Source organism: Cetobacterium sp., from assembly GCF_048470075.1.
In the GTDB taxonomy this organism is placed as follows: domain Bacteria; phylum Fusobacteriota; class Fusobacteriia; order Fusobacteriales; family Fusobacteriaceae; genus Cetobacterium_A.
Genome location: NZ_DBGBQB010000161.1, coordinates 1 through 14723, shown reverse-complemented (window position 1 = coordinate 14723; position 14723 = coordinate 1). Strand labels below are relative to the sequence as shown.

General features: G+C 33.0%; 8 protein-coding genes and 4 tRNA genes. 5 read left to right on the top strand and 7 right to left on the bottom strand.

The genetic code is table 11. From position 1 onward, the window contains the following. Positions 1 to 165 precede the first annotated feature (165 nt). The 3 genes from ACMOUI_RS05715 to ACMOUI_RS05705 form a co-directional block, all read right to left on the bottom strand. Complete coding sequence (locus ACMOUI_RS05715) at positions 166 to 1293, bottom strand: aminotransferase class V-fold PLP-dependent enzyme (protein WP_418964772.1); 1128 nt, start codon at positions 1291 to 1293, stop codon at positions 166 to 168. A 53-nt stretch (positions 1294 to 1346) separates the two neighbouring features. After that, on the bottom strand, positions 1347 to 2978 hold the full coding sequence (locus ACMOUI_RS05710; protein ID WP_418964771.1) for a Na/Pi cotransporter family protein: 1632 nt from the start codon (positions 2976 to 2978) through the stop codon (positions 1347 to 1349). Between the two features lie 212 nt (positions 2979 to 3190). Then, a complete protein-coding gene (locus tag ACMOUI_RS05705; RefSeq protein WP_418964770.1) occupies positions 3191 to 4387 on the bottom strand; it encodes a dicarboxylate/amino acid:cation symporter in 1197 nt (398 codons plus the stop codon). 177 nt (positions 4388 to 4564) lie between these two features. Here ACMOUI_RS05705 and hflX point away from each other — a divergent pair, with 177 nt between their 5' ends. From hflX to ACMOUI_RS05680, 5 genes are all read left to right on the top strand, one after another. After that, on the top strand, positions 4565 to 6358 hold the full coding sequence (gene hflX, locus ACMOUI_RS05700) for a GTPase HflX (RefSeq protein ID WP_418964769.1): 1794 nt from the start codon (positions 4565 to 4567) through the stop codon (positions 6356 to 6358). A gap of 107 nt (positions 6359 to 6465) precedes the next feature. Then, positions 6466 to 6541, top strand: a tRNA-Gly gene (locus tag ACMOUI_RS05695). 20 nt (positions 6542 to 6561) lie between these two features. Further along, positions 6562 to 6636: transfer RNA gene (locus ACMOUI_RS05690), tRNA-Glu, on the top strand. 3 nt (positions 6637 to 6639) lie between these two features. Beyond that, positions 6640 to 6715: transfer RNA gene (locus ACMOUI_RS05685), tRNA-Ala, on the top strand. A gap of 3 nt (positions 6716 to 6718) precedes the next feature. Next, positions 6719 to 6795 (top strand) — tRNA-Met (locus ACMOUI_RS05680). 35 nt (positions 6796 to 6830) lie between these two features. On the opposite strand, the gene ACMOUI_RS05675 is transcribed toward ACMOUI_RS05680, so the two are convergent. The 4 genes from ACMOUI_RS05675 to ACMOUI_RS05660 form a co-directional block, all read right to left on the bottom strand. After that, positions 6831 to 7364, bottom strand: a complete 534-nt coding sequence (locus ACMOUI_RS05675) for a GNAT family N-acetyltransferase (protein WP_418964768.1) — start codon at positions 7362 to 7364, stop codon at positions 6831 to 6833. Positions 7365 to 7495: 131 nt separating this feature from the next. Continuing rightward, a complete protein-coding gene (locus ACMOUI_RS05670) occupies positions 7496 to 10102 on the bottom strand; it encodes a cation-translocating P-type ATPase (RefSeq protein WP_418964767.1) in 2607 nt (868 codons plus the stop codon). A gap of 258 nt (positions 10103 to 10360) precedes the next feature. Then, positions 10361 to 13567 (bottom strand): carbamoyl-phosphate synthase (glutamine-hydrolyzing) large subunit, encoded by a 3207-nt coding sequence (carB, locus tag ACMOUI_RS05665; RefSeq protein WP_418964766.1) that lies wholly within the window; start codon positions 13565 to 13567, stop codon positions 10361 to 10363. A 40-nt stretch (positions 13568 to 13607) separates the two neighbouring features. Continuing rightward, the gene (locus ACMOUI_RS05660; RefSeq protein ID WP_418964765.1) at positions 13608 to 14660 is read right to left on the bottom strand and encodes a carbamoyl phosphate synthase small subunit; all 1053 of its coding nucleotides are present in this window, start codon (positions 14658 to 14660) and stop codon (positions 13608 to 13610) included. Positions 14661 to 14723: the final 63 nt, after the last annotated feature.

Below are 14723 nucleotides of genomic sequence, written 5' to 3'. Positions count from 1 at the left end.
GAATGTAACTTCTATTCCATATATTAAAATCAAAATTAAAAGATAAAAATAATGAAAATATCGTTTTTTTCTTTTTTTCTTTTTTCAGTCCAAAAATACTTAACAACTTTCTCACTTTTTATCCTCCTCTCTTTTTTTACGCTTTGAAAAGTATATCATACCTTTTTAAATTTGTAAAGTAATATTTTTTAGTGTGTCCAGTGCAAAATCTATCTCTTTCTCTGTATTAAAATAGCCAAATGAAAATCTTACAGCTCCTATCTCATAGGTTCCAATAGCTTTATGTGCCAATGGAGCACAGTGAAATCCAGGTCTCACTAAAATTCCAAACTCCTCATCTAAAATCTGTGCTAAGTCTCCACCATCTATTCCCTCTATATTCAAACTTACCACAGGACCCTGTTTTTCAGTGAAACTTGTATATATTTTTAATTTTTCTATTTTTTTCAATCCCTCTATAAATCTTTTAGATAACATATCCTCATGCTCTCTTATGTTTTTTAAACCAATCTTATTTATAAAGTCTATTCCAGCTCCTAAACTCAGTATCCCTGGTGTATTTAATGTTCCTGCCTCCAACATCTCTGGCATCTCTTTTGGTTGTCTTGAAAGTTTTGAAAAACTTCCAGTTCCACCCTCTAAAAGAGGTTTTATTTCAACTCCATCCCCTATACAGATAGCTCCTATTCCCTGTATTCCAAAAAGTGATTTATGCCCTGTTAGACACAGTATTCCTATGTTATCCCTTTTCATGTCTATATCCATATATCCTGCACTCTGTGAAGCGTCCAATATAAATAAAAGATTGTATTTTTTACATATTTTTCCTATCTCTTCTATATTTTGTACAGTTCCATTTACATTGGACACATGATTAATTACTACTGCCCTTGTTTCTGGAGTTATGTTTTTTTCAATCTCTTTATAGGTATCAATAAAAGTCAATTTTACATTTTTCTCATCCTGCATATAAAACAGAGGTCTTAAAACAGAGTTGTGTTCAAAATTACTTGTAATAACATGTGCTCCACTAGGAATTCCCCCTTTTATTGCAAAGTTTAAAGACTCTGTAGCATTGGCTGTAAAAGCGATATTTAAGCTATTACTCACATTAAAAAGCTTTGCAACTTTTTCCCTCACTTCATATATTTGTCTTCCTGCTTCTAAAGCCTTTCTATGTCCAGCTCTACCAGGGTTTGCATTATACTCCTTCATCGCTTCCTCTACAGCTTTGTACACTGATTCTGGTTTTGGCGAACTTGTTCCTGAGTTGTCAAAATAATATATCTCCATACTTTTTCTCCTCTTAAAAATAGTGAAAGAGAGGATCTCTCCTCTCTTTTATCTTAGTTTATTTTTGCAAAAACTTCAACTATATTGTATAAATGATCTTTTATTCTTCTATAGTTATTTAAAATATCCATATATCCAGTACTTAGCATAGCTGGCATTACATTTTCTGAAACGTGCTCTAAGTGCTCAGCTCTTGCTCTTTTGTACTCCTCTTTAATAAAAGTACATTTTTTTATTGTTGCTACAAATAGATCTTTATCTCTTAACTCATAAGCTCTATTTATGTCATTAAATAAATCCTCTACATTTACATGTAATTGATTTAATGTAGCTCTCTTATACTCATTTAATTCAATTCCATTATCCTGCATTTTCTTTAATGTTTTAGCTATTCTAAGTAGATAATCACTCACTGTCTCATATTCATCACAAGTTTGTAAGTTTTCTCTTGTATCCTCAGTGTTAGAGTTATCAAGTGTTCCATTTAATATATGAAAGTTAACATCTGAAATCTCTTTTTGGAATAGATCAAGAGTATCTTCTAATTTTTCTATTTTTCCAACTTGGCTATCAATTTTTTCTCTACCAGCTAATACATTATCTAGCTTTGAGAAAATATCTTTTATATGAGTTCCCATAGTTAAAATCTCTTTTTGTGTTTGTTCAACTACAACTGACGGTGTATCTGCCATTAAAATATCCAAGTGTGTAACTCTTTCCTTTGCAATTGGTGAATCTGATTTTACAACCTTGCATAAGAAGTCTGCTAGATATCCTATAAATGGTATGAATAGACAAACGTTTAAGATATTAAACATTGTATGCGCTGTTGCAATAGCTGCAGTTAAATTATTATCTGGATCTAAAATATTTTCTAAGAATCCCAAATAGAATCTAAATATAGTTGTAGCCCATAAAACCCCTACAATGTTTATTATTGTATGTGCATAAGCCGCTCTTTTAGCATTTGCTGTTGCATTTAATGATGCTAATAACGCTGTTACTGTTGTTCCTACATTCTCTCCTAAAACCAAAGCTACTGCTGTTGGATAATCAATTAATCCCTGTACAGCAAGTGTTATTGTAATACCTAGTGTAGCTGAAGATGATTGTACCACTGCTGTTAACAATGCTCCTACTGCTGCTGCCTTTAATACTCCAAAATATGTATCCGCTGTAAATGCATGGAAAAGTGACACGAACTCAGGTAAAGATCTCAATGGTTTTAAACCATCACTCATTAATTCCAATCCAAAGAATATAAGTCCTAATCCCATTATTGCCATTGCTCTTGTTCTAGCTTTTTCACTTGTGAAGAACATTGTAGAAATAGCTGCCGCTCCAGCCATTGGAAGTCCATATTTTCCTATTTTTAAAACTAGTATCCATCCAGTTATTGTCGTTCCTATATTAGCTCCTAGTATAACTCCTAGTGCTTGCTTTAATGTTAATAGCGATGCATTAACAAAACCTATTGTCATTACAGTACTTACAGATGAAGATTGAACTAGTGCTGTTACAAAAACTCCCATTCCTATTGCCATAAAACGGTTTGTTGTAAGCATAGCAAGAATTTTTTTCAATCTTTCCCCTGCCATTTTTTGCATTCCTTTGGACATGTTTTCCATTCCATACAGGAACAGCCCCAGTCCTCCTAGAACCTTAAAAAAGATATCTAAGTACATTTTTCCTCCTAAATTCTACTTTTTATTTTAATTTTTCTGGTTAAATAGTCAATCAGCTAGATTTTAACACGTATTTTAATAAATGTAAAATAAAAAACCATTTTTTAACTTAAAATTTACACATTTTTAACATTAAAATATTTTTTCATTGGTACAAAAAAAGAGATGTTCTTTTCAACATCTCTTTCAAGTACCAGTTTTCCTAGCTTTTTTTATATATTATCAAAAAATTCTTTCGAGTTTTTTTCTAATTTAAATCCTGCAATTTTGTTTACAATAATAGCTATTGCTCCATCTCCAGTTACATTACAAGCTGTTCCAAAACTATCCTGTGCTAGATATAACGCTATCATTATTGATGTTAATGTTGGTGGGAATCCTAACATTGTCTCTATAATTCCTAGTGCAGCCATTACTGCTCCTCCTGGAACACCTGGTGCTGCAACCATTGTAACTCCTAACATCATTATAAATCCAAACATTGTTCCAAAAGTTATACTCATGCCATTTAACATCATTATAGCCATAGCACAACTAACTAAAGTTATTGTACTTCCAGATAGATGGATTGTTGCACATAGTGGCACAACAAACTCGGCAATACCTGTGTTTACTCCATTTTCTTTAGTTTGATTTAATGTCACTGGTATTGTAGCAGCTGATGACTGTGTACCAATAGCAGTAAAGTATGCCGGTAACATAGTTTTTATAAGTCTGATTGGATTTGCTCCAGCCATTCCTCCAGCTATAAAATACAGTATCAATAAAACTGTTATATGAAGTATAATAATCACTGCAAAAACCTTTGAGAACACTGTTAATATTGTTGCTACTTGCCCCGCATATGTCATATTTGCAAAAATTCCAGCTATATGTAGTGGTAAAAATGGAATGATTATATTTCTTATAATTCCCTCTACAACTTTTTGGAACTCATTCATTACATCCTTTATTGCATGTCCCTTTACTATTGCAATTCCAATTCCCAAGATAAAAGCCATAAGTAAAGCGGTCATTACATCCATTATAGGTGGCATATTCACTGTTAAATATCCTGATAACAATGCATGCTCCGGATTATCTGCCGTTTCTAACATCGATCCTGTTTCTAAAATCATTTTAAATACCGCTGTATTTACAAAATATGTAAATGAACCTGCTAAAACAGTTGAGATATAAGCTATCGCTGTTGTAATTCCTAATAATTTCCCTGCTCCAGTTCCTAGATCACCAATTCCAGGTGCAACAAATCCAATTATGATAAGTGGTATTGAGAACTTTAAAAAGTTTCCAAAAATACCGTTAAATGTTGCTAAAACCCTTATAGGTACCTCCATTCCCAGCATTCCAACTCCAATACCAATTATAATTGCTAAAATCAGTTTTGGTAAAAGACCTATTTTCTTCATTTTTCTCCTCCCAGTATTTAACTTTGTTTATAAAAGAATCAATAATATATGTAATACTACATTTTTTTCGGATTTGCAAATATTTTTTATAGAACTTTCATTAAATTTGTATTTTTTATATATATGTAGTAAAATTAATATAAAAACTTAATTATATTAAGATAGAGGATGTGAAATATGATAAAAGGTAATGTTGAAGGAGTTAGAGATTCCATTTTAGCAGAACTAGATACTATTTATAGTATGAGTGTTGAAAAGGGAAGACTTGTCAGTCCTGAGATTGTTGCACTTATTACTGATATGACTAGAGTCATAAATCGTGAGATTAGTGTTTCAATTGATAGAAAAGGAAAAGTATTAGAAGTTGCTATTGGAGACAGTAATAGTGTTGAACTACCCATTCTAGAGATCTCTAGTAAAAAATTAAGTGGAGTTAAAGTTATTCATACTCATCCCAGTGGCTATTCAAAACTTTCTATGATAGATATCTCCGCTTTATTAAAATTAAAATTAGATGCTATTTTAGCTATTGGTGTTGGTGAAACAGATATCACTGGTATAAATATCGGATACTGTAAAATTGCCAATCAGGAACTTACTTATGAAGAGGTTGAAAATCTTTCTTTAGATAAAGTGATTTCAACTGATTATTTAGATAAAGTTTTAGAGATTGAAGCTGAGCTTAGAAAAAGTGATGTTGTTGAAGATGACAGTGAATATGCTATTGTAGTTGGTGTAGATTCTGAAGAGAGTTTAGATGAGTTAGAGGAGCTTGCTAGAGCTTGTGATGTAAATGTAGCTGGAAGAATTTTTCAAAAGATAAAAAGAATTGATAATATCTTTTATATCGGTAGTGGTAAAGTTAGAGAGTTAGCTTTACTTAGACAGATAAAAAATGCAAATCTTATAATCTTTGATGAAGAGTTAAGTGGTGTTCAAATTAAAAACTTAGAAGCTGTTACAGGGTGTAAAGTTATTGATAGAACAATCTTAATTCTTGAGATTTTCGCTAGAAGAGCTAGAACTAGAGAGGCTAAAATACAGGTTGAATTAGCACAGCTTAAATATAGAAGCCAAAGACTTATTGGTCTAGGAAGTATTATGTCTAGAACTGGTGGTGGAATTGGTACTAAAGGTCCTGGAGAGAAAAAATTAGAGATTGATAGAAGAAGAATCAAAGATGAGATTTTTGCCTTAAAGCAAGAACTTGAAAAAATTAAAAAAATTAGAGCTTTACAAAGAACTAAAAGAGAGAGCTCTGGTATTCCAAGAGTCTCTTTAGTTGGATATACAAACGTTGGTAAATCTACACTTAGAAATCTTCTAGTTGAAATGTACCCAAGTGATAACACTGTAAAAAAAGAGGCTGTATTTGCTGAAAATATGCTTTTTGCAACATTGGATGCAACCACTAGAACTATGGTTCTCCCAGATAAGAGAGTAACCGCTCTAACTGATACAGTTGGATTTGTTAGAAAACTTCCTCATGATCTGATTGAAGCTTTTAAATCTACATTGGAAGAGGTTATTTTTTCAGACCTTCTTGTACACCTAGTTGATGCTTCAAGTGAAACAGTGGTTCAACAGATAAAATCTGTTGAAAATGTTCTAACAGAGTTAGGAGCTATAGATAAACCTACTATACTTGCCTTAAATAAGTGCGATATTGCAACTGATGAGCAGATTGAAAAATTAAAAGAGCTATACTCTCATATGGATATTGTTGAGATTAGTGCTAAAAATGAGATTAATATTGACTTATTAATGGAAAAAATTACTGAGTCATTACCTAGAACTATGAAAAAAGTAGAGCTTTTAATCCCTTATTCTGAGAGTTCAATCAATGCTTATTTACATAGAAATGCCATCATTGAAAGTGAGTCTTATGAAGCTGAAGGAACTCTAGTTATTGCCACTGTTGGAGATGAGGCTTTCAATAGATGTTCTAAATTTATAGTGAAAGAGATTTAGTGTATAACCAAGATAAAAAGTCGAGAATCTCGACTTTTTATTTTTTTAAAATTTTAAAAAATTGCATTGACATTTTTTATACATTATGATACTATATTTTTGTGATTGCGGGAGTAGCTCAGTTGGTAGAGCGTCAGCCTTCCAAGCTGAATGTCGCGAGTTCGACCCTCGTCTCCCGCTCCACTTTAATATACGGTACACTTGCCCCGTTCGTTCAGTGGTAAGGACAATAGATTTTCACTCTATAAACAGGGGTTCGATTCCCCTACGGGGTACCATTTGGGGATATAGCTCAGTTGGGAGAGCGACGCACTTGCACTGCGTAGGTCAGCGGTTCGACTCCGCTTATCTCCACCATTTGCCTAGATAGCTCAGTTGGCTAGAGCACTCGGTTCATACCCGAGCGGTCGAAGGTTCGAATCCTTTTCTAGGCACCATTTGAAACTTTACACTCTTAAATAGGAGTGTTTTTTTATTTTTTCCTATATTCCTCTTTAAACAATCCCATATTAACTGTGTCATAATATATTCCATGTCTATATAGCTCTTTTCTATTTATTCCTTCCTCTTTAAATCCAACCGCTTCATAACATCTTTTTCCCGCTTCATTAAATTCAATATAGTGTAATTTTATTTTATGTATATTCATCTCTTCAAATATGAAGTTACAAAGAATCCTAAGAGCTTCAGAGCCTAACCCACATCCTTGATATTTTTTACCTATCCATATTCCAATCGTAGCTATACTATTTTTTCCATCTAATTTATTTATTGCACAACTTCCTATATATTCATCAGTTTCAAGTAAATCAATTGCAAAAGTAAAAAGTTCATTAGTCTGAACTAATTTTTTATCTACGAAACTTTTTCTACCTTCATATGAAATTGGAAAATTAATTGCCATTGTCGCAGTATCCCTTATCTCTTCCTCTCCATATAGTTCAAAAACCCTTTTAACATCATCTGCCCTATAAGCTCTAAGTCTAATTTTATTTCCCTTAAACATAATTATTCCCCCTTTAAAAATATTAATAATCATAATTTATCACCATAGATTTTTAAAGTCAATTAAATGATAAAATTAAAAAGACCGTAAATAAATAGTTATCTACGGTCTTTAAATCATTGTAATAGTTTTTATCTATCGTATTTTATATACTTTAATACTTGGATTATTAATGTTGGTATAAATGCAAGAGTTGTTATCTCTGCAAAATTTATCACAGTTAAATCAGCCACTGCAAACATCTCATGGAATGATGGAACTAATAAAACCATATACAGTAGAGCTGTTCCTAATAAAAATGCATATATGCTAAACATATTTTTTGTTATTCCCAATTTAATTACAGAACCATTTCCTCTACAGTTAAATCCATGGAACAATCTTCCCAAACACAGAGTGGAAAATGCCATAGTGCTTCCAAGGGCTGCATCTCCTTTTGCATACCCTAAATAAAATGCTACCATTGTTACAAAGGCAATCAGTAATCCTTCCATCAAAATTCTACTTGATAGTTTTTTATCCAATAATGGAGCATTAGCTTCTCTTGGTTTTTCATCTAATACGTCCCCATGAGAGGGTTCCATTCCAATAGCTATAGCAGGTAAACTATCTGTTAGTAGGTTTATAAATAATAGATGAACTGGAGCAAATATTACAGGCAATCCTATCAATGAAGCATAAAATACAGCTAATATTCCCGCTGTGTTTCCTGATAATAAAAATCTTATAGAGTTTTTTATATTGGCATATAAGTTTCTTCCTGTTACTACTGATTTTATTATTGTTGAAAAGTTATCATCAGTTAATATCATTGAAGCTGCATCTTTTGAAACCTCAGTACCAGTTATTCCCATAGCTATTCCTACATCAGCTTTTTTTAGAGCAGGTGCATCATTTACTCCATCCCCTGTCATAGCACAAATTTTACCTAATTTTTGCCACGCTGAAACAATTCTAATCTTATGTTCTGGTGAAACTCTGGCATAGACAGATATTCTTTCAACATGTTTTATAAGCTCTTCATCACTCATTTTTTCAATCTCAACACCATTTAATGTTTCATCACCATCTTTATATATACCTATCTCTTTAGCAATGGCTTTTGCTGTAACTTTATAATCCCCTGTTATCATAACAGGTTTTATTCCAGCTCTTATACAATTTTTTACAGCTTCTTTAGACTCCTCTCTTGGAGGATCAATCATACTGATTAAACCTATAAAGATAAATCCATTCTCATCTTGGAACTCTAACTCTCTCACTTCATCCATCTCTTTCATAGCAAAAGCTAGAACTCTCAATCCATGTTCAGCAAAATTTATATTCGCCTTTTTAATCTTCTCTATATCTAAATCTGATATTCTCTCTATATCCCCATTTTCTCTTAGTATATACTTGGCTCTTTCTATTACAACATCTGGTGCACCCTTAGTAATCAAGTAGTTTTTACCCTCAATCTTATTTAAGGTACTCATCATTTTTCTGTCTGAATCAAATGGTAACTCCTTCAATCTTGGATATTTATTTCTGATCTCTACCTCTGCTAAATCATATTTATGCCCCACATTTACCAATGCTACCTCTGTTGGGTCTCCTATCTCCTGCCCATTGTTATTCACAGCATCGCTACATAAAATTGCGCTTCTTAGAAGCCCTATCTCTATTTTTGAATTCAAATCGATATTCTCAGATTCAATCACTTTTCCATCTACATAAAGTTGTTGAACTGTCATTTTATTCTGAGTTAATGTCCCTGTTTTATCGGAGCAGATTACAGAAACGCACCCTAAAGATTCCACTGAGTGAAGTTTTTTTATAATAGCATTCTCTTTTGCCATCTTTTGAGTTCCAATCGCTAGAACTATTGTTACTATAGACCCCAATGCCTCTGGAATTGCAGCTACCGCTAAAGCTACTGCAAACATCAATGACTCTAACATATTTATTCCTCTAGCTACACTCATCAAGAATACAACTATACATAAAACTATTATTGCTATTGATAATTTTTTTCCAAATTTTTCCAATGATTTCTGTAAAGGTGTCATTGCATCTTCAGTTTCATCCAATAGTGAAGCTATTTTCCCAAGCTCTGTTTTCATTCCTATTGTTGTCACTAAAAATTTTGCTCTTCCATAAGTGACTAAGCTTCCTGAAAACACCATATTTTTTTGGTCTCCTACAGTTAATCCACCTATATCAATGGTTTGTGAAATTTTTTCTACACTTTCTGATTCTCCTGTCAATGAACTCTCATTTACCATTAAAGAGTGTGTTTCTAAAACTCTACCATCGCTTGGAACAACATCTCCAGCTTCTATCAACACGATATCTCCCGGAAGTAACTCAGATGAATTTATCTCCTGCTTTTGACCATCTCTTATAACTTTAGCCTTTGGTGATGACATCTTTTTTAAACTTTCCAATGACTTTTCTGCTTTTAAATGTTGAACTGTTCCTAAAATAGCGTTCATTACAATTACCGCTAAAATAACTATTGTACTCTCTTTATTTCCTGAAATAAACGAAATTGCTGCTGCAACTAATAGAATTATTACAAGGAAATCTTTAAATTGCTCTAAAAATATCGCTAAAGCTGTTTTCTTCTCCTTACTATTAAGTATATTCTCTCCGTACTCCTCCTTTAACCTTTCTAAATCTGCTTTTTTCAATCCCTGTTCAGAGGTATCAAAATATCCCAATAACTCCTCTTTGCTTTTTGAATAAAAATCTTTCATAGATTTCCCTCCATATTATTTTATATTTTTAATTATTTACTGACCTAAGATATATTTTCATTTTCCAAAAATAAAAAAAGACTTTCAGTGTAGGTTAAAACCTACACTAAAAGTCTTGTCACCATTTTTGGCGTATAGCACCAGATTTAAAAAATCGAGATGTTGATACTACACTTTTGACTACTCCCTTTGAGCATATCTTCATTTATATATCATTTAATGCAGTGTATACTTTTTTTTCAGTTTTGTCAACTGTTTTTATATCTGTGCAATATCAAATACGTCTAAGTCCATCTTATCAACATTTAACTCTTGAACTTTTATTATCGCATTTAATGTATCTATTGATGTTAATACCTCAACTCCATACTCAATAGCTGTTCTTCTTATTTTAAATCCATCTCTTTGAGCATCATTTGCCTTAGTTGGAGTATTTATTAATAGATCTACCTCTCTATTTTTTAATAGATCTAAAATATTTGGAGATTCCTCATTTATTTTTCTTACAGCTGTTGCTTCAATCCCCTTTTCTGCTAGATATCTTTGAGTTCCCTCTGTTGCGTATAGTTGACAACCTAGATTCTTTAATGATTTAGCCACTGGTAAAAACTCATCTTTATCCTTATCTCTTATTGTTAGAAGAATCTTTCTGTTTCTTACATTCTGAACTCTTCCTCCACCTAAAAGCCCCTTAAATATAGCTTCATCAGCTGTATGTCCAACTCCTAAAACCTCTCCTGTAGATTTCATTTCAGGTCCTAATGAAACCTCAACTCCTGATAGCTTCTCTGTTGAGAATACTGGAACTTTTACAGCAACCACTGATGGTTTTTTATAAATCCCTGTTCCAAATCCTAAGTTTTGAAGCTTTTCTCCCATTATAACTCTTGTAGCTATATCTATTACAGGTACACCTGATATTTTAGCGATATATGGAACTGTTCTTGATGATCTTGGGTTTACCTCAATCACATATAACTCATTTTCATATGCTATGAACTGAATGTTCATCATACCCTTTATCTTTAATTCCTTTGCAATCTTTCTTGTAATTTCCTCTATTTTTTTCTCAGTTCCCTCATATAAATTCTGTGGAGGATATATTGTAATTGAGTCTCCAGAGTGTATTCCAGCTCTCTCTAAGTGCTCCATAACTCCTGGTATTAAGATATCTTCTCCATCACAAATTGCGTCCACTTCCACTTCGATTCCATTTAAATATTTATCTATTAAAACTGGATTTTCAGGATCTCTTTCAAAAGAGGCTTTTAAGTAATTTACAAGGTTATACTCATCATGACAAATCTCCATTCCTTGTCCACCTAAAACATATGATGGTCTTACTAAAACAGGGTATTGTACCTCAGCCGCTATCTTCTTTCCAGCTTCAATATCCCACACTGCTCTTCCTTTAGGTCTTTTTATATCTAGCTTTTCCATTATATCTTCAAACTTTTCTCTGTCCTCTGCTGCATCAACCATCTCTGCTGAAGTTCCAAGTATTGTAACACCTCTATCTCTTAAATCATTAGCTAATTTTATAGCAGTCTGACCTCCAAACTGGATAATAACTCCTGCTGGTTTCTCTTTATCTATGATATTCATAACATCCTCTGTCACTAATGGCTCAAAATAAAGTCTGTCTGCTGTTGAGAAATCTGTAGATACAGTCTCTGGGTTATTATTGATAATAATACTCTCTACTCCCATATTTCTCAAAGTTTTTATTGAGTGAACCGTACAGTAGTCAAACTCAATTCCTTGTCCTATTCTTATTGGCCCAGATCCTATTACGATAACTTTCTTTTTATCTGTTACATCTACCTCATCAAATTGATCATATGTTGAATAGAAGTAAGATGAGTCTGCTGCAAACTCCCCTGCACATGTATCAACCATTTTATAAACTGGCTTTATTCCATAATCTCTTCTTTTTCTAGCGATATCTTGCTCTGTTACATTTAAAAGTTGAGCTATTCCCTTATCTGAGAAACCTTTTTTCTTTACATTTTTTAAGAACTTTTCATCTAAATCCTTAAGTTTCATCTTTTTCATCAGTTCCTCTTGTTTAACAAGCCACTCTAGCTTTTCCATAAAGAACTTATCTATTCCAGTTAACTTTTGTAACTTCTCTTTTACATATCCTCTTCTTAACATCTCAGCAACAACAAAGATTCTCTCATCATCAGGTCTTACAACTACCTCTTTTAGCTCCTCCATAGTCATTTTCTCTACAACTGGGTGCTCTAAATTATATCTTCCAATCTCTAAAGATCTCAATCCCTTTAAGAAAGCAGCTTCAAAGTTATTTCCAATAGCCATAACCTCTCCTGTTGCCATCATTTTTGTTCCCAATCTCTTGTTAGCTTTTTTAAACTTATCAAATGGCCACTTTGGAATTTTTACTACTATATAGTCCAGTGCTGGCTCAAAACATGCAAATGTTTTTCCTGTTACCTCATTTATAACCTCATCTAATGTGTATCCTAGAGATAGTCTAGTTGCAACTCTCGCTATTGGGTACCCAGTAGCTTTTGAAGCTAGAGCAGAGGATCTTGATACTCTTGGATTAATCTCTATAATAGCATATTCAAAAGATTTTGGATGTAGAGCAAACTGAACATTACACCCTCCAACTACTCCAATCTCATTGATTATCTTCAGTGCTGACGTTCTTAGCATTTGATACTCTCTATCTGAAAGTGTCTGTGATGGAGCTACAACTATTGAATCTCCTGTATGGATACCAACTGGATCTATATTCTCCATATTACAAACAGTTATACAGTTTCCATCCTTATCTCTAATTACTTCGTATTCAACCTCTTTCCAACCTAAGATTGACTTTTCTATCAGTACCTGTCCAACTCTCGATAATTTTAACCCTTTTAATAGAATATCCTCTAACTCCTGTGGATCATTGGCAATTCCTCCACCAGTTCCTCCAAGTGTATACGCTGGTCTTACAACTACTGGGTATCCTATCTCCTTAGCTACTTTAAATCCATCCTCTAAATCTTCAACTATTCTGCTCTCAATAGTAGGCTCTCCTATCTTATCCATAGCCTCTCTGAATAGCTCTCTATCCTCTCCCCTTTTAATAGATTCAATAGATGTTCCAATAACTCTTACATTATATTTTTCAAGTATTCCCTTGTCATTTAACTCAACAGCCATATTTAAAGCTGTTTGTCCACCCATTCCAGCTAATATTGAATCTGGTCTCTCTTTTGCAATTACTTTCTCCACAAATTCCGCTGTGATTGGCTCTATATATATCTTATCTGCAACCGCTTTATCTGTCATTATTGTCGCTGGGTTTGAGTTTATTAAAACAACCTCTATCCCCTCTTTTTTTAATGTTTCACAAGCTTGTGTTCCCGAATAATCAAACTCTGCAGCTTGACCTATTATAATTGGTCCCGATCCTATTACCAGTGTCTTTTTTATCGATTTATCTAACATTATACGCCTCCTAAAAACTCTACTTAAATAACCTCAAAAATTATCCTTCTATTACTTTTAAAAAATCATCAAACAGATACTCTGAATCAGCTGGTCCTGGCCAAGCTTCTGGATGGTATTGAACACATAAAATTCTATGCTCTTCACTTCTCATCCCCTCAATAGAGTTGTCATTCAGATTTATATGTGTCACTTTCATTGATTCAGGTACTTTATCCACTACATATCCATGATTTTGAGATGTTATAAAAATTCTATTTTTCTCTAAATCTTTAACTGGATGATTACATCCTCTATGTCCATATTTTAATTTTGTTGTAGTTCCTCCCAAAGCCCAAGCTAATAACTGGTGTCCTAAACAGATTCCAATAATTGGTAACTTTCCAACTAATTTTTTTATTTCGTTTATAACTCCAGTTAACTCTGCTGGATCCCCTGGTCCATTTGATAGAAACACTGCGTCTAAATCGTGCGATAATAGCTCTTCTGCAGTTACATTCCATGGGAATACGATTTGATGAACCCCTCTTTTTTCAAATGATCTTAGAATATTTCTTTTAACTCCAAAATCGATTACTCCAACTCTTTTCCCTGGTCCTGGTATCTCATATATCTCTTTTGTACTTACTTTTTCTACTGCATCACTATTGTTAAATTTAGCAAAATGCTCATCAATCTCTTTTTGAGTTAAATCTTTAGAAGTTATAAGAGCTTTCATAGCCCCTTGTTCTCTAATTATTTTTGTTAAATGTCTTGTATCTACCCCTTTAAATCCAACTACATTATACTGTCTTAAAAAACCGTCTAAAGTCATCTCACATCTAAAGTTATTTGGAAGCTTTGCATCCTCTTTAATTATGAATCCCTTTAATTTTATTCCATCTGATTCCATATCCTCTAGATTTATTCCATAATTTCCAACCATTGGATAAGTCATTACAACAATCTGCCCATAGTATGATGGATCCGTAAGTAACTCTTGGTACCCTGTCATCCCTGTATTAAATACAAGTTCTCCAACGCTTTCACCTAATTCTCCAAAAATTTTTCCATCAAAACTCATTCCGTTTTCAAGAATTAACTTCCCCTTCATTTTAACCTCCTAAATTTTTTGCATAAAAAAAGGAATATGAAAATCATATTCCTTGTCTATATA